The organism is Clostridium budayi, from assembly GCF_055396605.1.
Window position 1 is genome coordinate 1,012,140 of the sequence record NZ_AP042456.1, and the last position, 22,451, is coordinate 1,034,590.

Genomic DNA, 22,451 nt, shown 5'->3' on the forward strand with positions numbered 1-22,451 from the left:
ATAAAATATAAAATAAGTATGAAAATTGTTAATAAAGTATAAATAAAATTAATGATTAATTTTTCAAATATTAATAAACGAGGGGGAAGAGGTTTATGAAGAAAAAAGTAATTTCTTTTTTTGTAGCTATTTTATTAGTTTTTTCTTTTATAGGATGCACAGAGAAGAAAAAAGCTGAACCTATTTATAGAACAGAGCTATTTATGGGAACGGCTATAAAAGTTACTATTTATGATAAACAAGATGAAGAAATATTAGACAAGGTATTTAAACGTATTATTGAGATAGAAGATTTAGTAAGTATAAACAAAGATAATACTGAAATAACTAATCTTAATAAAAATGCAGGCATAAAAGGAGTAAAGTTAAGCGAGGATAGTTTTAATATAATAAAAAAGGGCTTAGAATATTCAAAATTATCTAATGGTGGATATGATGTTTCAATAGGTCCATTAGTTAAGCTTTGGAGTATTGGGTTACCAGAAGCTAAAGTTCCAAATAAAGAGGAAATAAAAAATGTAATAAATAAAATTGACTATAAAAAGGTAAAAGTAAATGATGAAACTAAAGAAGTATTTTTAGAAGATAAAGGCATGATGCTTGATCTTGGAAGTATAGCTAAAGGATACGCTGCAGATGAGATTGTAAAGGTTCTTAAAGAGAATAATGTTAAACAAGCTATTATTGACCTTGGAGGAAATATATATGCTTTAGGACTAAAAGATGGGGACAAGGATTGGAAAGTTGGAATACAAGATCCATTTACTGAAAGAGGAAATGTAGTTGGATCAGTTGAAGTATCTAACAAGTCAGTAGTAACTACTGGCATTTATGAAAGATTTATAGAGAAGGATGGAATTAAGTATCATCATATTTTAAATCCAAAAGATGGGTATCCATATAAAACAGATATTGCAGGTGTATCTATAATTGCAGATAAATCTGTAGATGCAGATGGATTATCAACTCTTGTATTTACTAAAGGACTTGATGATGGAATTAAATTTATAGAAGACTTAGATGGCGTTGATGCAATCTTTATAACTAATGATAGAAAAGTTTACACAACTAAAGGTATAAAAGATAATTTTAAAATGATTAATGAAAGTTTCACACTTTCTAATTAAAACGGAGGAAAAAAAGATGCAAATAGATAGCTTAAAATATTTTTATGAAGTAGCAGAACTAAAAAGTATATCAAAGGTGGCAAATAATTCTCATATATCACAACCAGCACTTAGTCATCAATTGTCCAAGCTTGAAAAGGAGCTTGGAGCAAAACTTTTTGAGAGAAGTAATAGAGGAGTTGAGCTTACAAGTCAAGGTCAAATATTATATAACTACGCTAAAGAGATAATATCATCTCATAACAATTTATTAGAGGAAATAAATGCACTTAGTAATAATAATGAAGAAATTAGGATAACAAATTCAAGTGTATATGCAAACCTTTTAGTAATAAATATGGTTAAAGACATAAATAAAATATTTAAAAATCATAATATAAACATAAACAATCACTTTGAAAGTAATGATCAGTCATTACTTCTTCATAATAAATGTGATGTTATAGTAGGATGTAATTTAATACATGATGTAGACTTAGCATCTAATTATATAGGAAGTGATAAATTAATACTTGTATGCAGTGAAGATTCGAAAGATATTAATATAGATAAATTATCAATAGCATTTTTAAATGATAAATTATATTCATGCAAAAGTCTTTTAGATAAAATAGATAAGTCAAAAATCGCTTTAAAAACGAATTCAATAGAAGCTATAAAAGAGTACTTAAAAAATCCAAATACAGCAGCTATAGTACCTATGAATGCAGTAAGAAGAGAATTAGAGGCTGGAAATTTAATAGATTTAAAGTGTAAAGACTATGAAAAAGAATATGAGCTTTTTATAACTCATAGAAAAGATATTGAAAATCCTTTAAAGAAAAAAATAAATTTATTTAAAAAGGAACTAGAAGTAGCTTTAAGCAAGGAAAATTTTAAGCTAGCGATATAATGGAGGACTTATGAGCATTGAATCTTTTATAAATTTTGTTGAACTGCCGACTAAAATAGCAAGTGTAGTGCCATTTTTAGTAGGGAGTATGTATAGTTTATATAGATATGGAGAAATTAAATTAGTTAATTTAATAATAATGTTTATATCTATGATAACTTTTGATATGGCAACAACAGCTATAAATAATTATTGTGACTATCAAAATGAACTTAAGCATTTAAAGAATGAGTATAGTGGAAGAAATCCAATGTTTGTTCATGGAATTTCTAAAAAAATAGGATTAATTACTATAGGGACTTTATTATTTATAGCAACATTATTTGGAATAATATTAACTATTAGAACTAATCCATTAGTTTTAGTAATAGGGGTTATATGTTTCGTTGTTGGAATATTTTATACATTTGGTCCTATACCAATTTCAAGAATGCCTCTTGGAGAGATTTTTTCTGGTGTATTTATGGGGCTTTTTATAACCTTTATCACTATTTATGTAAATATATATGATAAAGATTATTTTGGAATATATTTATATGGTGATACTATAGTAGCTAAATTTAATATTATAGAGGCTTTAGTAATATTATTAATTTCTATACCGTTAATTACAGGTATAGCTAATATTATGTTATCTAATAATATATGCGATCTAGAAGAGGATATAAAGGTTAATAGATTTACATTGCCATATTATTTAGGAAAAGATATTGGAATTATTATGTATGAGGTTTTGTATTACATTGGATATACAGCAATAGTAATAGGAGTATTAACTAGAATTCTACCAATTACATCAGCATTATGTATACTTACACTAATTCCAGTTATAAAAAATATTAATTCATTTAAAGAGAATCAGATAAAATCAAAGACATTTATTCTCTCTATTAAGAATTTTATAATACTAAGCGTAGTTTATATATTAAGTATTGTGTGTGCTATAATATAAAGCTTTTAGTGGTATACAAAATTGTTATGGTTGATTTAAAAAACTTATAACAAATCCTTAAAAAGTTAATTGTTAAATAATTAATAAATGGCTAAATATAGAGATTTATAGAGGTTTGAAGCTAAAAATTTATACCTATAAATTATTAATATTAGCTAATAAATGGTGGTAGACAGGTATTACTATTAACTATAGAATAAACATGCAAAATAACTTTTGATAATGTTTAACAAAGGATTATTATTCTGTAAATAAGAAAGAAAAGAGGGAGTTATATGTCAACTAAAATAGTTATTTTAGGGGCTGGTTATGCAGGTGTACATGCAGCCAAGAAATTATCAAAAAAGTATAAGAAAAATAAAGAGGTAGAGATTACTTTAATAGATAAGAATCCTTACCACACATTAATGACTGAGTTACATGAAGTTGCAGGGGGAAGAGTCCCAGAAGATTCAGTAAAGATTGAACTTTCTAGAATATTCCACAGAACTAAAGTTAATGTAGTTGTAGACTATATAGAAAATGTAGATAGTGATAAAAATATAGTTAAAACAAAACAAGGCGAATTTGAGTATGACTATTTAATAATAGGAACTGGAAGTGAGCCAGCATTCTTTGGAGTTCCAGGAGTAAAGGAAAATGGATTTACACTATGGTCTCTTGAAGATGCACTTAGAATAAAAGCTCATATTAAAAACAGAGTTAAAGAAGCTTCCTTTGAAAGAAATGCTGAAAAGAGAAAGAGAATGCTTACATTTGTAGTTGCAGGTTCAGGATTTACTGGAATAGAAATGGCTGGGGAGCTATTAGAATGGAAGACAACTTTAGCTAAAGAATATAGAGTAGATGAAAAAGAAATTAAATTATTAGTAGTTGAAGCTATGTCAACTATACTTAATATGTTAGATAGAAAACAAGCTGATAAAGCTGAAAAGTATATGGTAAAGCATGGAGTAGAGATATTAAAGGACTCTCCAATAGTTGAAGTAACTAAAAACACTATAAAATTAAAGAGTGGAAAAATAATTCCAACAGAAACTTTAATTTGGACATGTGGTGTACAAGCTAATCAAGATTTAAATGAAATGGATATTGAAAAAGGAAGAGCTGGAAGATACACTGCAAACAAATATATGCAAGCAGTAGGAAAAGAAAATATATATGTTGTTGGTGACGTGGCTTATGTTGAAGAGGAGCCAGGAAAGGGAAATCCTCAAATAGTAGAAGCTGCTGAACAAACTGCAGTAACAGCTGTTAAAAACATAATAGCATCTATAGAAAATAAAGAAAAAGTAGAATTTAAATCAAATTATCATGGATTTATGGTATCAATAGGTGGAAGATACGGTGTTGCAAATCTAATGGGAATAAAGCTTTCAGGATTCTTTGCAATGGTAATGAAACACCTTATAAATATGGTTTACTTATTCAGTGTTAATAATGTTCATGCTGTCTATAATTATCTTCAACATGAATTCTTCTCTATGAAAGAGAGAAGATGTATTATGAGAGGACATCTTTCATCTAAAGGAAATAGATTATGGCTTGTTCCGTTAAGAGTTTATATAGGTTTCCTTTGGTTAATTGAAGGTCTTAAAAAGTTAGTTGGTGAAGAAACTTGGACAAATGCATTTGATTCAGCATCAAAAGCTTCAGATGCTGCAGGCGGAAGTATAAGTGCTTACATTGACAGTTTAGGTAGTAATTTAACAGTTGGTTGGGATAGCTGGATGAAGATGGGTAATGTTAAAATGCCATTCTCATGGCTTCAAGATACAGTTTCAGGTGCATCACAAGCTACTGATGCTGCTGCAGCTAATATGCCTACACCAATATTTAAGAGCATGCCAAAATTCTATGAATCAATAATGGAAATTTTCATGCCAAATCCTGATGTTGCAGTTTGGTTCCAAAGAATCGTTGTTTTAACTGAAATTGCAATAGGATTATGTTTAATAGCTGGATTATTTACATTCTTAGCATCAGCTGCATCAGCATTTATGACAGTTAACTTTATATTCTCAGCAATGGCTGGATGGGATATATTATGGTTCACATTCGGTAGTGTAGCGTTAATGTCAGGTGCTGGAAGAACATTTGGATTAGATTATTATGTAATGCCATGGATTAATAAACTTGCCCATAATTTCTGGATGGGAAAAAGAGAACCAATATATGATATACATGGTGGTAATGCATAATATAAAAAATAAAAAAGCAGGAAGTAATTCCTGCTTTTTAAAAAATATTATTTGAAGGAGATAACGAGGGGGATAAATATGAGTAAATTTTGGAGCAACTATCCTATAATTAATAAAGAAATTGAAAAAGTTAAAGCACAAATTAATAAAAATGCAAAATGTAAAGATAAAATTATAGAAAAGAGTATATTAGAGCTTCTAAATTCAGGTGGAAAGATGTTAAGACCTGCATTTACTGTTATAGCTTCAAAATTTGGAGATTATAATGAAGAAAGAGTAATAGCACTTGCTGCTGTAATAGAAATGTTCCATATGGCAACTCTTGTACATGATGATGTTATAGATGATGCTAAGCTTAGACGTGGAGCTGAAACTGTGCAATCTAAGTATGGAAAAAACTATGCAGTTTATATAGGAGATTATCTTTTCTGTCTATGTTTTAGAACTTTAGCCACAACTTCTTCTATAGAAAGAGGAGTAGATATTGATACAAAAGTTATGTCTAGAATATGCTTAGGTGAAGTTGAACAATTAAACTCTAGATTTAAAAAAGATGTGTCAGTTAAAGAATATTTAAAAAGAATATCTGGTAAAACAGCTGAGTTATTTTCTTTAAGTCTTTATATAGGTGCTGCAGAAAGCTCATGTGATAAAAAAACTTGTAGACTATTTTGGGAAATTGGGCATAACATAGGAATGGCCTTTCAAATAATAGATGATATATTAGATTATGTTGGTACTGATGAAGAAATAGGAAAGAAATCTGGTAATGATTTAAAAGAAGGTATATATACATTACCTCTTATACTTGCAATGAAAAAAAATCCAGAAGCGTTTAAAATACCACTAGATAAAGAAAAATATGAAGATAGCGATATAAAAAATATAATTAATCTTGTAAAAGAAAATGAAGGAATAGATTCTTCTATAGAACTTGCAAAGAAATATTCAAAAAAAGCTTTTAGAGATATAAATAAATTACCTGACAATGAATATAAGCAAATACTTTTAGAGGTAACAAGAAAGCTTTTAGAGAGAAAATATTAATAAAAAGACTTATGCGTAATAAGATTAGCATAAGTCTTTTGAAAATTAAAAATGATTACTTATCTCTTCTCTTTGAATTCTTTTTAGATCTTTAAGTCTTAAATTAGTTTCATCCATAATTTTTTCAAAAGTTTCACCATCAATGATCATTTGTTTAGCTTTATCATGCGCAGAATTATTATCCATAAAAACTACCTCCTATAATTGAAATCAATATTTATTTTGCGATTATAGGAGAAATATATACATCTAATTTATAAAATCGAGTTCAATTAATGGGTTATATAAATGTTTAAAGTACATTATGAAAATATAGGGAATATTATATATTAATTAACAAAAGATTGCTTTAGGATGTGATATATATGGAAAATAAAAAGGTAGTTATATGTGTAATTAATGAGAAAAATGAATATATAGATAAATGCTGTGTAAGATTGAAAAATGAAGAAAAAATATATAAAGGTTTTACAAATAAAAATGGAATGGTGAAGTTTTATATTCCTAGTGGTGTATATGAATTGGAGTTGGATAAAATTGGATACAAGAGCAAGTGCTATAGAATAAATGTGAATAGATGCTATAATTTTAAAATAGTTAGATTATGTAAAGAAAATTATGAGGATGTAATTATTAATTTAGTGGATGATAAAATGAACCCTATAGTAAATGGTGAAATTAATATAACTAATAATAAGAATAAGTATACAGGATATACAGATAAATGTGGTATTGCTATGTTAAGTATATATCATGGTTATTATAAGCTAAATATTATAGTAAAAGGATACGAAAAGATTTCATGGATTGTTCTTTTTGACGAAGTAGAGAGTTTTACTAGAATAGTAGTTAAAAAAAAGCCGATACCAGATGGAACAGTTATTGGAAAGATAAATGTTCAAGATACTATGGATTTAAAAGATATTGCAGTAATACTATATTCAGTTGATGAAAATAATAAAGAAGAACCAATAAAATATACGTACACTAACGAGAATGGAGAATACTCTTTTGATAATATAGATAGTGGTAAGTATTTAGTTAAAGCAACAAAATAAAAAAATAGACAAACCATAATATGGTTTGTCTAAAATTTAAAATTAAGCAGGTATATTATTAGTTGCAGTTACATAGTAATTTCTAGCCGCTACATCACTAGGAACTATGAAAGTGTAGTATCCATCAGCGTTAGTTTTAGTATAGGCTTGAGCAACACCAGATGGTGATGTTCCTAAAAATAGCATAACTGATGTGTTAGCTAAAGCTACACCAGTATCATCACTAGCTACACCTTGAATTAAGCTAGAAGTTGTAGTAACTACTGGTGTAGTAGATAAATCAGGAAGAATTGTGAATGTTCCTGTTCCAAAGCTTATTACAAGTTCAGCTGGATTTAATGCTGATGTTACTCCAATAATTTTATAAGTCTTTGTTCCATCTAATCCTACAAAAGCATAATTACCATCAGAATTAGTTACTGTCACACCAGCAATTACTGGAGTTAGTGGATTAGTTATATCTAATAGTGTAATTATGCCATCATTTACTGGAGAACTATCAGAAGCAAGTTTAAATAATCCAAGAACCGCTTTTTTATTAGAATTTAATTCAGAGTCAGCACTTAAAACTGTAGTTCCCATATCAGAATATGATGCAGATGTTACAGCAATTGAATCAGTTGTACTTACATCATATCCAGGAGTTAAAATATTTAGTTGATAATTAGTAGCTGCTGGTGCGGTAATAGAATAAGCACCGTTAATATCTGTTTGAACCATATAAACATTTGTTCCAGTTGAAGGTTTAAGGGCAACATAAGCATTTGCGATTGGGTTAGTACCATCACTAACCATTCCAACAACTCCTCCATCTGTTATAGTGTAAGGAGTTGATAAATTAAAAGGATCTAAATCTAAAAATTTATTGTTTCCAAGAACTAATTCTCCTAAACTACCTGTAGTTAAAGGGTATACTTTTTTATCTAAATAAGACATATAAAATGTCCTCCTTTATTATTAAAATTTAGAGAAAAACTCTATAATTTATAGTATGATTATTTTACTAATTTGACATAAATATTTTTAAGTATATAAAAAAATATTATATAAATGTTAGAAAAAATTATCAATTTTGTGTACAATTAAATATAATTAATTATAATTTGTTAATTATTTAAAACTAAGGAGGGAGAGAATTAATGAAGCTAATTTTACATTATTTAAAAAGATATAAGGTTTTATTTGCATTAAATGTAATTTCAGTATTTGGATTTGCATTAGTTGAACTTGGTATACCAACTATAATGGCTAAAATCATTGATGTTGGTATATTAAATAATGACATACCTTATATTAAAAAAATGGGACTAATTATTATTGCTATTTCTTTAATTGGATCATGTGGAACTATATTACTTGGATATTGTTCATCTAAAATCTCAACAAGTATAACAAGAGATATTAGAAATGATATATTTGAAAAAGCTCAGAAGTTTTCACATAGTGAATATGATAAGTTTGGAATATCATCTATGATAACTAGAACAACTAATGATGCTTTTCAGCTACAACAGTTTGTAAATACTATTTTAAGAGCTGCACTTATAACACCTATAATGTTTATTGTAAGTTTAGTCATGATAGTTAGAACAAATCTTAAATTATCTGTAGTACTTGGGGTTACAATTCCATTTATAATCGTAGGGGTTTATGTAATAGCAAAAGTATCTCATCCAATGTCAGAAAAACAACAAAAAGGATTAGATAAATTAAATAGAATTTTAAGAGAAAATTTAACTGGTATTAGAGTTATTAGAGCTTTTGGAAATGATGATCATGAAGCCAAAAGATTTAAAGAAACAAATGATCAATATGCAACTGTTTCAAAGAAGCTAAATAAACTTATGTCTATATCACAACCTACTTTTTTCTTCTTACTTAATATAGCAATAATCGCAATATTTTGGATTTCAAGTAAAATGATAAATGCAGGTACTTTAGAAGTAGGTCAATTAGTTGCATTTATTGAATATTTATTCCATGCAATGTTCTCTATTATGTTATTCTCTCTTGTATTTGTAATGTATCCAAGAGCAGAAGTATCAGCAAATAGAATAAGTGAATTATTAGAAGAAGAACCTTTAATAAAGAGTCCAGAAAATGGAGTTAAAGTAACTACAAATAAAGGAATAATTGAATTTGATAATGTTACATTTACTTATCCAGATGGAGAAGAACCTGTACTTAAAGATATATCATTTATAGCTAAAAAAGGTGAGACTATAGCCTTTATAGGAAGTACAGGAAGTGGAAAGAGTACATTAATAAATTTAATACCAAGATTTTATGATGTTACAAAGGGATCGATAAAGATAAATGGAATAGATGTAAGAGATTACGATCTTAGTGCTTTAAGAAAGAAAATAGGATTTATTCCACAAAAGACTTTATTATTTACAGGAAGTATTGCTCATAATATTAAATTTGGTAAAAAGAATGCTAAAGATGAAGAAGTAGAGCATTCAGCAAAAATTGCACAGGCTTATGATTTTATTACAAAGAAACCTAATAGGTTTAATGAAAAAATAAGTGAAGGCGGTTCAAATGTATCAGGTGGTCAAAAGCAAAGACTTTCTATTGCAAGAGCTATAGTTAGAAATCCAGAGATTTATATTTTTGATGATAGTTTCTCAGCATTAGATTTTAAAACTGATGCTATTTTAAGAAGAAAACTAAAAGATGAAACTAAAGAATCTATTGTTTTAATAGTAGCACAAAGAGTAAGTTCAATTATTGATGCTGATAAGATAATAGTTTTAAATGAAGGAGAAGTAGTTGGAAGTGGAACTCACAAAGAATTACTTAAGACATGTGAGATATACAAAGAAATTGCTTCATCACAACTTACAGAGGAGGAACTTTTAAATGAATAGATTTAATAATTTAAAAAGAACAATTAATAAGCTTTCTCCATTTGTAAAACCATATAAAATAGGATTTATATGTTCAATACTATTTATAGTTGGAGCAGTAGCCTTAAGTGCAATTTCACCAGTAGTTGAAGGACTTATAATTTCAAGGCTTACAGAAGATGTTATAGACATTACAAAGGGGATTAAAGGTGCTTCAGTAAACTTTAATTATATTTTAAAAATACTAATTATATTAGCTTGTATTTATACTGTTTATACATTGTTGGTTTATGCAGCAAACTTCTTATTAACTAATGCGATTCAAAATACAATGAGAGATTTAAGAAATGCAGTCCAAGATAAAATAAGAAGACTACCAATTAAGTATTTTGATTCAAACAGTTACGGAGATGTATTAAGTCGTGTTTCTAATGATATAGATACAATATCAAATGCACTTCAACAAAGTTTTAGTCAAGTTATTAACTCAATACTTGCAATTATTTTTGCAATTACAATGATGTTTATTATAAATGTAAAAATGGCACTTATTGCAATTTTAATTATTCCAGCGAGCTTTTTAATATCAAAGTTTATTGTAAGTAAATCACAAAGACTTTTTAACAATCAACAAAAAGCACTTGGTAAATTAAATGGTGCAGTTCAAGAGATGTATACTGGATTTAATGAAATTAAATTATATGGAAAGCAAGAAGATGCAATAGAGGAATTTAAGGAAATAAATAATGAACTTTGTACTAATGGATTTAAGGCTCAGTTTGTTTCAGGACTTATGTCGCCACTTATATCTTTAGTAACTTATCTTGGAATTGCAGCAATGGCACTTATAGGACCTATATATGTTATAAGAGGTATAATCTCAGTTGGTAATCTTCAAGCATTTATACGTTATATATGGCAAATAAATCAACCACTTTCTCAAATGACACAATTATCATCAACAATACAGTCAGCATTTGCAGCAGTAAATCGTGTATTTGAAATATTAGATGAAAAAGAACAAACAAAAGATCCAGAAAATCCAGTTAAATTAGAAAATGTACGTGGAGATGTTACATTTGAAAATGTAAAGTTTGGATATAGTGATGATAAAATATTAATCGAGAATTTAAGTGCAAACATTAAAAGCGGTCAGATGGTTGCAATTGTTGGGCCAACGGGAGCAGGTAAAACTACATTAATAAATCTTTTAATGAGATTTTATGATATACAAGGTGGTTCTATAAAAATTGATGGTGTAGATACTAGAGATATGAAACGTGAAGATTTACGTAGTATGTTTGGTATGGTTCTTCAAGACACTTGGCTATTTAATGGAACAATATATGAAAATATAGAGTATGGAAGATTTGGAGCAACAAAAGAAGAGATAGTAAATGCAGCTAAAATTGCAAATGTACATCACTTCATAAAAACACTTCCAGATGGATATGATATGTTCCTAAACGAAGAAGCATCTAATATATCACAAGGTGAGAAACAATTGCTTACAATTGCAAGAGCTATTATTTCAGATCCTAAAATATTAATACTAGATGAAGCAACAAGTTCTGTAGATACTAGACTTGAATTATTACTTCAAAAAGCTATGCAAAATGTAATGAAGGGAAGAACAAGCTTTGTTATAGCACATAGATTATCAACTATTCGTAATGCAGATTTAATACTAGTTATTAATGAAGGAAATATTATAGAACAAGGTAATCATGAAGAGCTTATGAAAAAAGGTGGATTCTACGAAAAACTTTATAATAGCCAATTTGCAAATAAAGAAGCTAATTAGGAAGAAATAGAAATTTAAATGAATAATCTATTCTCATGTTTTGAGGATAGATTATTTTTAGTTTTAAAATATTTAACATGTTGAATACTTAAGTGTTCATAAAAATAATATTAGTAATTGGTATAATTAGTATATAAAAATATGGGATGGGAGAAGGGGATGTTATGTCTAACTCTTTAAAAACAAAACACGCACTTGCAAATTCATTAAAAACTTTAATGAAAAAAACAGAACTAAATAAGATATCGGTAAAGAATATAGTAGATGAATGTAATCTTAATAGACAAACATTTTATTATCATTTTGAAGATATTTATGATTTAATTGATTGGATATATAAGACAGAGGCATTAAATAGTATAAAAGAATGTGATGATTATGAACATTGGACAGATGGGCTTATTATAATATTTAAGTATATTGAGAAAAATAAAGAATTTTGCTTAAATACATTAAATTCTTTAGGAAGAAGTCATTTAAATAATTATTTATATTTAGTAACTAATGAACTCATTAGTGGGGTTATAGATGAACTTTCTATTGATATGAATGTAAAAAAGGAAGATAAAGAGTTTATGTCAAGCTTTTATACTGTTGCATTTAAAGGGCTCATAATTAAATGGATGGATGATGGTATGAAAGAAAAACCTGAAAAAGTAGTTACAAAATTAAATGAATTAATTGATGGAAATTTTTTAAGAGCATTAAAAAGATATAATGATAAATAAAAGAGGTTATATTAAATATTTCTAGAATAATAAAATAAAAAGAATTATTTTTAGGAGAAATATGTAAGTGAATTTTAAAGATTTTAAACTAATTTTTAGAATAATAATACTTTTAGGAATTTCTTATTTTTATATAGAATCTGATAAGCCTGCTTTTTTCTTTATAACATATATACTAATAAATCTAATATTTTCAATAATACAAAGTTTAGCTAAAAAGGAATATGAAAAATATATATTAAAAATAATTGTTTTTATAAATATTATATATATACTTATAGGATTTAAAATTGCAGTAATTTTTTTAACACAAATTATAATTGAAGAAAGTGTTAAAAGTAATATAAGATTGTTTGGAGTAAGTATATTTATAATTACATATAGTTTTATTTTTAATAGTGAAAATTATATTTTGTTTTATTTATACTTAATGATAATATCTATTTTTTTATATTTAATAGTAAATAGAAGTTTTTCTAGATTAAATATATTAGAAGCTAAACTTGATGAAGAAAGAAAATATATAAATAAAATAAAGTTAAAAATGGAAAATGAAGCAGAATACTATAAAAATAGTATAGCTTATGCAAAGCTTGAGGAAAGAAATAAAATATCAAGACGAATGCATAATGAGGTAGGACATATTATTGCAGCATCAATACTTAGATTAGAAGCTGCAACAATTGTATTGGATTCTGATTTAGAAAAGGGAAAAGAAATGGTAGAAGAAATAACAGAGCACTTAAGAAAAGGTATGAATGATATAAGAAATACTATTCATGAAATTACGCCAGAAAGTGAAGAGATTGGATTAAATAGGCTAAAAACTTTAATAGAAAATAAATTTAAAAATAGTAATATAATAGCCAAAATAAGATGCAGTGGAGACATTGAGAAAATTAATAGTAAGCAATGGATAATAATTAATGAATCTATAAAGGAATTATCAACTAACACCTTAAAATATTCAAACTGTGAAAGAGTATATATTATAATTGATGTTTTAAATAAACTTATAAAAGTAAATTTTAAAGATGATGGTATAGGAAAAGAAAAGATAGTTAAAGGATATGGACTTAAGAAAATAGAGGAAAGGCTTATTGAGAATAATGGGGACTTAATATTAAATGGAAAAGATGGATTTTCGGCTATATTACTTTTAAAAATAGATTAGAAAGGGGATTATAAATTTTGACTATAAGGGTTGTTATTGGTGAAGATGATAATTTAATTAGAGAGAGTTTAGGCATAATACTTGGAGCAGATAAGGATATTGATGTAGTAGGAACATTTTCTAATGGAAGAGAAGTAGTTGAATTTATTTATAAAAATAAAGCAGATATAATTTTATTAGATGTAAGAATGCCAGTATTAAATGGCGTACTAGCTACTAAAGAAATTAGAAAAGTAAGTAGTGCAAAAGTTATTATACTTACTACATTTGACGAAGATGAATATATACAAAAGGCAATATCTTTTGGAGCAAAAGGGTATTTACTTAAAAATACTAAGCCAAATAAAATAATTGAAGCTATTAAAATGGTACATGCAGGTAACTCTGTAATACAAGAAGAAGTTCTAAATAAAATATCAAAAAATATTTTAAATGATAATAACACTAAAGATCTCAGTATTTTTACAGAAAGAGAGCTAGAAATAATAAAGGAAATATGCAAAGGATCTAGCAATAAAGAAATAAGTAATAATTTATTTATATCAGAAGGAACAGTCAAAAATTATATTACATCTATTTTACAAAAAACTAATTTAAATCATAGAACGCAAATAGCTATAAATTATTTAAATAGCTTTTAAAAATAAACATATGACTTTTGTCATAGAGAAAAAATGACCTTTTCTACATTAAAGTAGAAGGTCTTTTTTTTATAATATTATAAGAAGGTTAAATTTAGGGGGATTAAAAATGTATGTAATAGAAATTAAAGAATTAGTGAAGAAATATGGTGACTTTTTAGCTGTTGATAATATATCGCTTAACATAGAGAAAGGAAAGATATATGGACTTTTAGGGCCAAATGGTGCAGGAAAAAGTACTACTATAAATATTCTTTGTGGACTTTTAAAAAGTACGTCTGGAACAATAAAAGTTAATGGTATTGATATAACAAAATCAATGAAAAATCAAAATAAAATAATGGGAGTAGTTCCTCAAGAAATATCTCTTTATAAATGTTTTACGGCAGAAGAAAATTTAAAATTATTTGGTGAAATATATGGGTTAAGAGGAAAAAAGCTTAAAGAAGGTATAGAATATGCTCTAGACTTTACAGGGCTTACAGATGTTAGAGGGAAATTAGCAAAGGAATTTTCAGGTGGGATGCTTAGAAGACTTAATATAGCTTGTGCTCTTGTACACAGACCAGAAATAATTATAATGGATGAACCGACAGTTGGTATTGATCCACAATCTAGAAATCATATTTTAGATTCAGTAAAAAAACTTAAAAATGAAGGAATTACAATTATTTATACAACTCATTATATGGAAGAAGCAGAAATACTTTGTGATGAAATAGCAATAATTGATAATGGAAAAGTAATTGTAAAGGGAAGCACAGATGAGCTTAAAAATATTGTAAGTGATAAAAGCAGTCTTAAACTTACAGTTAATGATATAAGTTTAATTTCAGTAGAAAATATAAAAAGCATACCAGGAGTTCAAAATTTATTAATAGAAGAAAACACTATAAATATAGATTCAAATAAAGATATTAATAATTTAAGTAAAATAATAGATAAAATAAATGAACAAGGAGCAAAAATTTTAGATATAGGATATAAGGAAATAACATTACAAACTGTATTTTTAACACTTACGGGTAGAAGTTTAAGAGATTAATGGGGGATATAAAAATGAGAGCTGTAATAAAAAGTGTGCTACTTAAAACTATAAGAGAACCAAGTTATTTAGTATTTTTAATGTTATTTCCAATTTTTCTTATACTTTTAATAGGAGGATTACTTGGAAATTATTTTGAAAAAAACACTTTTAAATTAGATGCGAGAACAATATATTATTTAAATGAAAATAAAGAAAATGATCTTATTAAAATATTAGAAACAGAAGTAAAAAGAATTAATAAGGAATTTAGTCTAGAAAGTATAAATACAAAAGAAGATGGTATATCAAAGGTTAAAAATGATGGAGATATATTTATAGATTTTAATAAAGATAAACTAGATATATATATTTTAAATGGTAATCAATTATATTATTCATATTTAAGTTCAATAATTAAAGGGATAGATAGTACAATAAATAGTACAAAAATTTTATATTCAATTAATCCAAAAGAAGCTGAAAATATAGTAAAAAAAGAAAAAGTTTCTCCTAAAGTAGAGCTTTTAAGTAGAAAAAAAGCGCCTACATCATTTGATTATTATGCAGTTGCGGAAATAACAATGATGACATTATATATAATGTTATTTCCATTTGAAAAATTATATGGTGATAAGAAGCGAAAGTTATATGAAAGAATGAAACTAATGGGAATATCAGATAGTAAGTATTATATAGGTTCAGTAATTGGATATTTTCTTTTATCATTTTTAGTAACAGCGCCAGGATTTTTATTTTCTAAATATATACTTAAAACTAATTGGGGAGATAATCCAATTATAATATATGGTTCTATTCAAGTTTTATCATTATCTTCAATAATAGTTGGAATAGCACTAGCTAAGTATGTTAAAAATGAAGAGAAAGTTATGTTATTAGTTCAAAGTATTATATTCCCGGCTCTATCTTTCTTAGGTGGGGCTTATATAAGTTTATCTGATGATGTAGGTGGAGTTTTTCAAGTAATTACAAATTTATCTCCAATAAGATGGATTAATAGGGGAATATTTAGGAATATATTTGTAGGAGATTCTTCACTTCTTTTAAAAGCCACATTGTTAAATATAGGAATAATATGTGTATCTTTAGTATTTATAACTTATAAAAGAAAGGAAGATAGGATATGAGAAATTTATTTGTTATGATAAAAAACAATTTAAATATAATGATCTTAAAAAAGCCTGCTTTCTTTATCATAAGTATCCTAGCACCTATTTTAATAGTTACATTTATTGGAGAATTCATGTATGCAGATCAAAAGCCTATAAATATAGGTATAGTAGGAGAAGATACGAATTTAATAAATAAAGTAATAGAAGATTCTATAAAAAATAACGATAGTATTAATGTAGTTAATTTAGAAGAAAATGATATTAGAAGTAAAATAGGAGAAAAATCTATAGATGTAGCTATTGTATTAGATAATGATATTTATAGTAAATTATCTAAAGGGGAAACAGATTGTGTAAAAATAATAGGTAAAGAGGAAGATAGCACAGTAGATTTAGTAAAAGGAATTATTTCATTAGAATTAAATAATATAAATATGCTAATAAAGGGAAGTAAGGATGAATCTAGTTTTTATGAAGCTTTAGAAAATTATAATAAGAAAAATATGAAAATAGAAAAAGGAATTTTACAAAATAAAGAAATAGATAATGAAATATCAGGAATATTTGTAGGTTTTATAATTATGTTTATGTTCTACAAAGCAACTTTAGGGGCTGGTAGAATAAATAATGATAAATATGATAAAGTTTATGAAAGATTTTTTGTATCAGGAATAAAGGTATGGCAATATTATTTAGGTAATATTATAGCAAGTTTAATTTCTTTGTTAATTCAGATAATACTAACTCTTTTATGTCTTAATATATTTACCAATATAAATTTAGGAATGAGTAATTTAAATATGTTTATAGTATTATTTTTAGTTTCAATACTTGCAGTATCTATAGGAACTTTTTGTATTGCAATTACAAAAAACTCACAAGCAGCTTCAATTTTAAGTAATATTTTAATTATGAGTTTATCAATGATTGGAGGATGTTTTGTACCAATAGAATTATTTCCAGAGTTTATTAATAAAATATCGAAGTTTTTTCCAACTAGATGGGCTATGGATATGGTTTTCGAATTTCAAAATGGTGCTTTAGTAAGTGAACTTTGGAGAAACATAGTAGTAATATTATTATTTTCAATAACATTTTTCTTATTAGCAGCATATAAAACTAAGTTCTCAGAAAAAAGAATAAATATATAGATAGAAAAAGGAGCTTTTAAAGCTTCTTTTTTAGAATACTTAATATTTTTTCATCAAATAATAAATATTAAAAGGATTGAGGTGAAAGGATATGTCATTAGTTTTAGTTAATGGATTAAGGAAATGGTATGGAGATAGACTTATTTTAGATATAGATAAGTTTGAAATAAATAGGGGAGATAGAATTGGGATAATTGGAGAAAACGGAGTAGGGAAAAGTACTCTTCTAAAAATACTTATAGGTGAAGAAGAGTACTCAGAAGGTACAATAGATATAACTGATAGTTATTCATATATAAGTCAAATGGAAGAAGCATATGTAGAATGTTTTAGCTCTAAAGAAAAAAGTCTCTTTGATCTTCCAGATACATATAATAATTTTCTATCTGGTGGTGAAAAAGAGAAATATAGAATTGCTAGAGCATTAAATGAAAATAAAAGTTTAATAATTGCAGATGAGCCAACTTCTAATTTAGATAGTAAAAGTGTTATTTTATTAGAAAATATGCTGAAAAAATATAAAGGTGCATTACTTATAGTATCTCACGATAGAGAATTTTTAAATAATGTATGTAATAAAATAGCTTTATTAGAAAATGGGAAGTTAGAAACATATGATGGTAATTATAATAATTTTATTAATTTAAAGAATGAAAAAAATAAAAGAAAAGAAAAAGAGTATGAAGAGTATAAAAAAGAGAAAGAAAGATTAAAAAATGCAATTGTAAAGAAGAGAGAACTTAGAGACAGAATTAAGAAAGCACCTAAAGGAATGGGAAAATCAGAAGCTAAAACTATAAAAATGGGTGATCAAAAAGGTAAAAAGAATATTGATGATAATATAAAGTGTATAGAAAACAGAATTAAACATTTAGAAGTTAAAGAAAAGCCAAAAAAAGAAACTGAAATAATAATAGAAGTTAAAGATGATATTAAAATAGAATGTAAAAATCTTATAGAGGTAAAAGGTATAAATATAAGATTTAATGATAAAGATTTAATAAGTGATGGAAATTTTAAAATAAAAAATGGCAAAAAGATTGCGTTAATTGGGAGCAATGGTAGTGGAAAGACTACTCTTTTAAAAGAAATAATTAAAGGGCAAAATGAGAGCATAATTATAAATAAAAATGTAATTATAGGGTATTTTGATCAAAGTCAAAATATTTTAGATGAGGATAAAAGCATTTTAGAAAATATTAAAAAAGATTCATACTACGATGAAAGTTTTATAAGAATGAATCTAAGCCATTTTGGATTTATGGGGGATGATGTTAAAAAGATTGTAAAAGATTTAAGTGGTGGAGAAAAGGTTAAATCAGCTCTTTGTAAAGTACTTTTAACTGATAATAATTTTTTGATACTAGATGAACCAACTAATTACTTGGATATAAAAGCATTAGAGGCTTTAGAAAATGCACTTAAAAATACTAATAAAACGATATTATTAGTTTCACATGATAGAAGTATTTTAAATAATGTTTGTAACTATGTAATAGAAATAGAAAATAATAAAATAAAAGAGTACGATCTTACATATAGTGAATATATAAATATAAAAAATAAACCAAAAGAAAGTAAAGAAGAGAAGAAAACGCATGAAGAACTTTTAATTTTAGAAAATAGATTAACTGAAATTATTTCACTTTTATCTATAGAAAAAGATGAAAATAAAAAATTAGAGCTTGATAAAGAATATAATAATATTCTTAAATTAGTGAATGAACATAAGAAACTGTAGTATATTTAATTTACTACAGTTTTAATTATGTGAATATATTACTAATTTAAATTAAGATTAAATTAAATTGCCCTAATAGGTAAAATGATGTAACATAGAATTAAAAAGGGAGGAATTTTAAAATGAAAATTGAGTTAAATATAATAGAGCTTGGAAAGCTTTTAAAGCAAATAGGAAATGAATATAGATTAGAGATGATGGCCAAAATCAAATTAAGTGGCGGATGGATGACACTTCAAGGAGAAGCTATAGTTGAAAAGATACCAGAAGAGGGGGGAAAAGGTAATATTATATCTATAAGACTTACTAATGGAGAAGAATTAGGTAGTTTAATTAATATTACAGGTAATAAAACAGGAAAATTTACTGTTGATGTTTCAAAGGGTAAATATAAAGAAATAAGACCAGGAAAGTTAAATATAGACACAGTTAAAGTTAATGAAGATCAATGCAAATTAAGAATTGATGATGATATTATATTTAAGATAGAAACACCAATAAATAGAATCATGGATATTATAGAGAGCTTATAATAGTAAACATTATAAAAATTTATAATGTCTAATTAGAAAGAGAGGAAAAAATGAAGATTAATTGGAACACGAAATATAATACTATTTCTGTTTATACATTTATTGTTGTATGTGCTATTATAGCATTTTACTTATCTATATCTCAGATGAGTGTATTAATGAATAAAATAAGCCATATAATAGTTATTCTTAAACCATTTATTATGGGATTTGCAATAGCTTATCTTTTAGATTTTGTGTTAAGATTTTATGAAAATGTTGTATTTGAAACAAAGTTTTTTAAAAAGTTTAATATAAAATCAAAGAGAGGTCTTGGATTATTATTTACTTATGTAACAGCATTCTTATTTATAGGATTATTTATTCATTTTGTATTACCACAGCTTATAGATAGTATTGTAGGGCTTGTTAATGATATACCACTTTATATACAAGATACGACTAATTTTATAAATGGCTTAATAGATAATTTAAATTTAGGTGAACAATACCAAGGAGTAATAAATGAGAATTTTAATAATCTTATAGATTATATAATTAAGGTAGCTACTAATTTACTTCCTATGCTTGGAGGATTTTTAACTACATTATTATCAAGTATATGGAATATAGTTTTAGGGTTAATAATCTCTATTTATCTTTTAATAGAAAAAGAAAGATTTTTTGCACTAAATAAAAAGATAACATATGCTATTTTACCTAAAAGAGCAGCAGTTAAAACTATAGAATTAACACATAGAAGTAATGATACATTTGGGAAATTTTTAAGTGGAAAAATATTAGATTCCTTTATAATTGGAATACTAACATTTGTTGTATTAACTATATTCAATATGCCATATACATTACTAATATCAGTAATTGTTGGCATAACAAATATAATACCGTTCTTTGGACCATTTATAGGTGCAATACCTTCAGTTATAATAATACTCTTTGTATCTCCTATAAAAGCATTTTGGTTCCTTGTAATAATTTTAATTATTCAACAAATAGATGGTAATATTATAGGTCCTAAAATATTAGGAGATTCAATAGGTATTTCAGCATTTTGGATACTATTTTCAATATTAGTTGCAGGTAAGTTCCTAGGACTTGTTGGAATGATTATAGGAGTTCCTTTATTTGCAATTGTTTATTCTATAATTAAAGAAATTATAGAAGATAAGTTAGAAAAAAAGGGTCTTAAGACAGAAACAGAAGATTATATGTAAAAAAATAAAAGTCAATCTTTATTAAAATAAAGACTGACTTTTATTATTTAAACAGAAATTAAGCTTTGTTTACTGAACCGAATAATTCCATTTTTTCTTTAACCATATCTTTGATAGCTTCAAATCCTGGTGCAAGAAGTTTTCTTGGATCGAATCCTTTTCCTTCTAAATCTTTTCCTTCTTCAATGTACTTTCTTGTAGCTTCTTGGAATGCTAATTGACATTCAGTGTTAACATTGATTTTTGAAACTCCAAGTGAGATAGCTTCCTTGATCATGTCAGCAGGAATTCCAGTACCTCCGTGTAATACTAATGGCATTGGAGTAGTTGCTTCATTTATAGCTTTTAATGCAGCAAAGTCTAATCCTTTCCAGTTTTCTGGGTATTTTCCGTGGATATTACCGATACCAGCAGCTAACATTGTAACTCCTAAATCAGCGATTTTCTTACATTCTTGAGGATCTGCGATTTCACCAGCTCCAACAACTCCGTCTTCTTCTCCACCGATTGATCCAACTTCAGCTTCTAATGAGATTCCTTTTTCAGAAGTTAATTTAACTAATTCTGAAGTTTTTTCTATATTTTCAGCTAATGGGTAGTGTGATCCGTCAAACATAACTGATGAGAATCCAGCTGCCATAGCTTTCTTAGCTCCTTCATAACTACCGTGGTCTAAGTGTAATGCAACAGGAACTGTTATGTTTAATTCTTCTAACATTCCGTTAACCATTCCAACTACAGTTTTGTAACCACACATATATTTTCCTGCACCTTCTGATACTCCTAAGATAACAGGTGAATTATTTTCTTGAGCAGTTAATAGAATAGCTTTAGTCCATTCTAAGTTGTTTATGTTGAATTGTCCAACTGCGTATTTGCCTTCTCTAGCTTTATTTAGCATTTCTTTTGCTGAAACTAACATGTGCAAAACCTCCATATACTTATATAATTATTATTATTATTATTTTTGAGAAGTAAATGCTTTTGACATATATTTCTCTCTACCTAGTAGTATAACCCAAAATCATAATTATGAAAATAGCAAAATATATAAATTTAAATAATTAGCATATATTAATGCTAATATGAAAAAAAATTTAAGTATATATGTACAAAAAGTTAAAAGTATATGAATTGACAATTTTGTTTCCAAATTTTAATCATTTGCTGTGAGCTAAA

At 26.4% G+C, this 22,451-nt stretch carries 20 protein-coding genes; 17 read left to right on the forward strand and 3 right to left on the reverse strand.

The window, feature by feature from the left end; translation table 11 throughout:
- Positions 1–95: 95 nt before the first annotated feature.
- The 5 genes from ACZ5TJ_RS04720 to ACZ5TJ_RS04740 all read left to right on the forward strand — a co-directional run bounded on the left by ACZ5TJ_RS04720 (position 96) and on the right by ACZ5TJ_RS04740 (position 6,219).
- Positions 96–1,127, forward strand: coding sequence for an FAD:protein FMN transferase (locus ACZ5TJ_RS04720; protein WP_464201643.1), 1,032 nt, complete (start codon positions 96–98; stop codon positions 1,125–1,127).
- Between the two features lie 16 nt (positions 1,128–1,143).
- Entirely contained in the window at positions 1,144–2,019 is an 876-nt protein-coding gene (locus ACZ5TJ_RS04725) for a LysR family transcriptional regulator (RefSeq protein WP_464201644.1), read from the forward strand.
- A 10-nt stretch (positions 2,020–2,029) separates the two neighbouring features.
- Positions 2,030–2,971, forward strand: coding sequence for a 1,4-dihydroxy-2-naphthoate polyprenyltransferase (locus tag ACZ5TJ_RS04730; protein ID WP_464201645.1), 942 nt, complete (start codon positions 2,030–2,032; stop codon positions 2,969–2,971).
- Between the two features lie 275 nt (positions 2,972–3,246).
- A complete protein-coding gene (locus tag ACZ5TJ_RS04735) occupies positions 3,247–5,172 on the forward strand; it encodes an FAD-dependent oxidoreductase (RefSeq protein ID WP_464201646.1) in 1,926 nt (641 codons plus the stop codon).
- A gap of 78 nt (positions 5,173–5,250) precedes the next feature.
- Positions 5,251–6,219: a polyprenyl synthetase family protein gene (locus ACZ5TJ_RS04740; protein WP_464201647.1), complete on the forward strand. Its 969-nt coding sequence runs from the start codon at positions 5,251–5,253 to the stop codon at positions 6,217–6,219.
- Positions 6,220–6,264: 45 nt separating this feature from the next.
- Here ACZ5TJ_RS04740 and ACZ5TJ_RS04745 read toward each other — a convergent pair whose 3' ends face one another.
- On the reverse strand, positions 6,265–6,405 hold the full coding sequence (locus tag ACZ5TJ_RS04745) for a hypothetical protein (protein WP_172678935.1): 141 nt from the start codon (positions 6,403–6,405) through the stop codon (positions 6,265–6,267).
- Positions 6,406–6,584: 179 nt separating this feature from the next.
- On the opposite strand from ACZ5TJ_RS04745, the gene ACZ5TJ_RS04750 reads away from it, so the two are divergent.
- A complete protein-coding gene (locus ACZ5TJ_RS04750) occupies positions 6,585–7,277 on the forward strand; it encodes a peptidase associated/transthyretin-like domain-containing protein (protein ID WP_464201648.1) in 693 nt (230 codons plus the stop codon).
- A 42-nt stretch (positions 7,278–7,319) separates the two neighbouring features.
- Here the strand turns inward: ACZ5TJ_RS04750 and ACZ5TJ_RS04755 are convergent, their stop codons facing one another.
- Positions 7,320–8,213, reverse strand: a complete 894-nt coding sequence (locus ACZ5TJ_RS04755) for a carboxypeptidase-like regulatory domain-containing protein (RefSeq protein ID WP_464201649.1) — start codon at positions 8,211–8,213, stop codon at positions 7,320–7,322.
- Positions 8,214–8,416: 203 nt separating this feature from the next.
- Here ACZ5TJ_RS04755 and ACZ5TJ_RS04760 point away from each other — a divergent pair, with 203 nt between their 5' ends.
- The 11 genes from ACZ5TJ_RS04760 to ACZ5TJ_RS04810 all read left to right on the forward strand — a co-directional run bounded on the left by ACZ5TJ_RS04760 (position 8,417) and on the right by ACZ5TJ_RS04810 (position 21,272).
- Positions 8,417–10,150 (forward strand): ABC transporter ATP-binding protein, encoded by a 1,734-nt coding sequence (locus ACZ5TJ_RS04760; RefSeq protein WP_464201650.1) that lies wholly within the window; start codon positions 8,417–8,419, stop codon positions 10,148–10,150.
- Complete coding sequence (locus tag ACZ5TJ_RS04765) at positions 10,143–11,933, forward strand: ABC transporter ATP-binding protein (protein ID WP_464201652.1); 1,791 nt, start codon at positions 10,143–10,145, stop codon at positions 11,931–11,933. The genes ACZ5TJ_RS04760 and ACZ5TJ_RS04765 overlap by 8 nt, the downstream gene beginning before the upstream one ends.
- 164 nt (positions 11,934–12,097) lie before the next feature.
- Positions 12,098–12,661 carry a TetR-like C-terminal domain-containing protein gene (locus ACZ5TJ_RS04770; RefSeq protein WP_464201654.1) on the forward strand — a complete coding sequence of 188 codons (564 nt, stop codon included), beginning with the start codon at positions 12,098–12,100 and terminating at the stop codon, positions 12,659–12,661.
- A gap of 67 nt (positions 12,662–12,728) precedes the next feature.
- Positions 12,729–13,835: a sensor histidine kinase gene (locus tag ACZ5TJ_RS04775; RefSeq protein ID WP_464201656.1), complete on the forward strand. Its 1,107-nt coding sequence runs from the start codon at positions 12,729–12,731 to the stop codon at positions 13,833–13,835.
- A gap of 17 nt (positions 13,836–13,852) precedes the next feature.
- Entirely contained in the window at positions 13,853–14,476 is a 624-nt protein-coding gene (locus ACZ5TJ_RS04780; RefSeq protein WP_464201658.1) for a response regulator, read from the forward strand.
- Between the two features lie 109 nt (positions 14,477–14,585).
- Complete coding sequence (locus tag ACZ5TJ_RS04785) at positions 14,586–15,521, forward strand: ABC transporter ATP-binding protein (RefSeq protein WP_464201659.1); 936 nt, start codon at positions 14,586–14,588, stop codon at positions 15,519–15,521.
- Positions 15,522–15,535: 14 nt separating this feature from the next.
- Positions 15,536–16,648: an ABC transporter permease gene (locus ACZ5TJ_RS04790; RefSeq protein WP_464201661.1), complete on the forward strand. Its 1,113-nt coding sequence runs from the start codon at positions 15,536–15,538 to the stop codon at positions 16,646–16,648.
- Entirely contained in the window at positions 16,645–17,784 is a 1,140-nt protein-coding gene (locus ACZ5TJ_RS04795; RefSeq protein WP_464201663.1) for an ABC transporter permease, read from the forward strand. The genes ACZ5TJ_RS04790 and ACZ5TJ_RS04795 overlap by 4 nt, the downstream gene beginning before the upstream one ends.
- Before the next feature lie 91 nt (positions 17,785–17,875).
- On the forward strand, positions 17,876–19,525 hold the full coding sequence (gene cplR / locus ACZ5TJ_RS04800) for an ABC-F type ribosomal protection protein CplR (RefSeq protein ID WP_464201664.1): 1,650 nt from the start codon (positions 17,876–17,878) through the stop codon (positions 19,523–19,525).
- 122 nt (positions 19,526–19,647) lie between these two features.
- Positions 19,648–20,058 (forward strand): UDP-N-acetylglucosamine pyrophosphorylase, encoded by a 411-nt coding sequence (locus ACZ5TJ_RS04805; RefSeq protein ID WP_464201665.1) that lies wholly within the window; start codon positions 19,648–19,650, stop codon positions 20,056–20,058.
- 50 nt (positions 20,059–20,108) lie between these two features.
- Positions 20,109–21,272 (forward strand): AI-2E family transporter, encoded by a 1,164-nt coding sequence (locus tag ACZ5TJ_RS04810; protein WP_464201666.1) that lies wholly within the window; start codon positions 20,109–20,111, stop codon positions 21,270–21,272.
- Positions 21,273–21,330: 58 nt separating this feature from the next.
- Here ACZ5TJ_RS04810 and fba read toward each other — a convergent pair whose 3' ends face one another.
- Positions 21,331–22,194 carry a class II fructose-1,6-bisphosphate aldolase gene (gene fba, locus ACZ5TJ_RS04815; protein ID WP_045725721.1) on the reverse strand — a complete coding sequence of 288 codons (864 nt, stop codon included), beginning with the start codon at positions 22,192–22,194 and terminating at the stop codon, positions 21,331–21,333.
- Between the last annotated feature and the right edge of the window lie 257 nt (positions 22,195–22,451).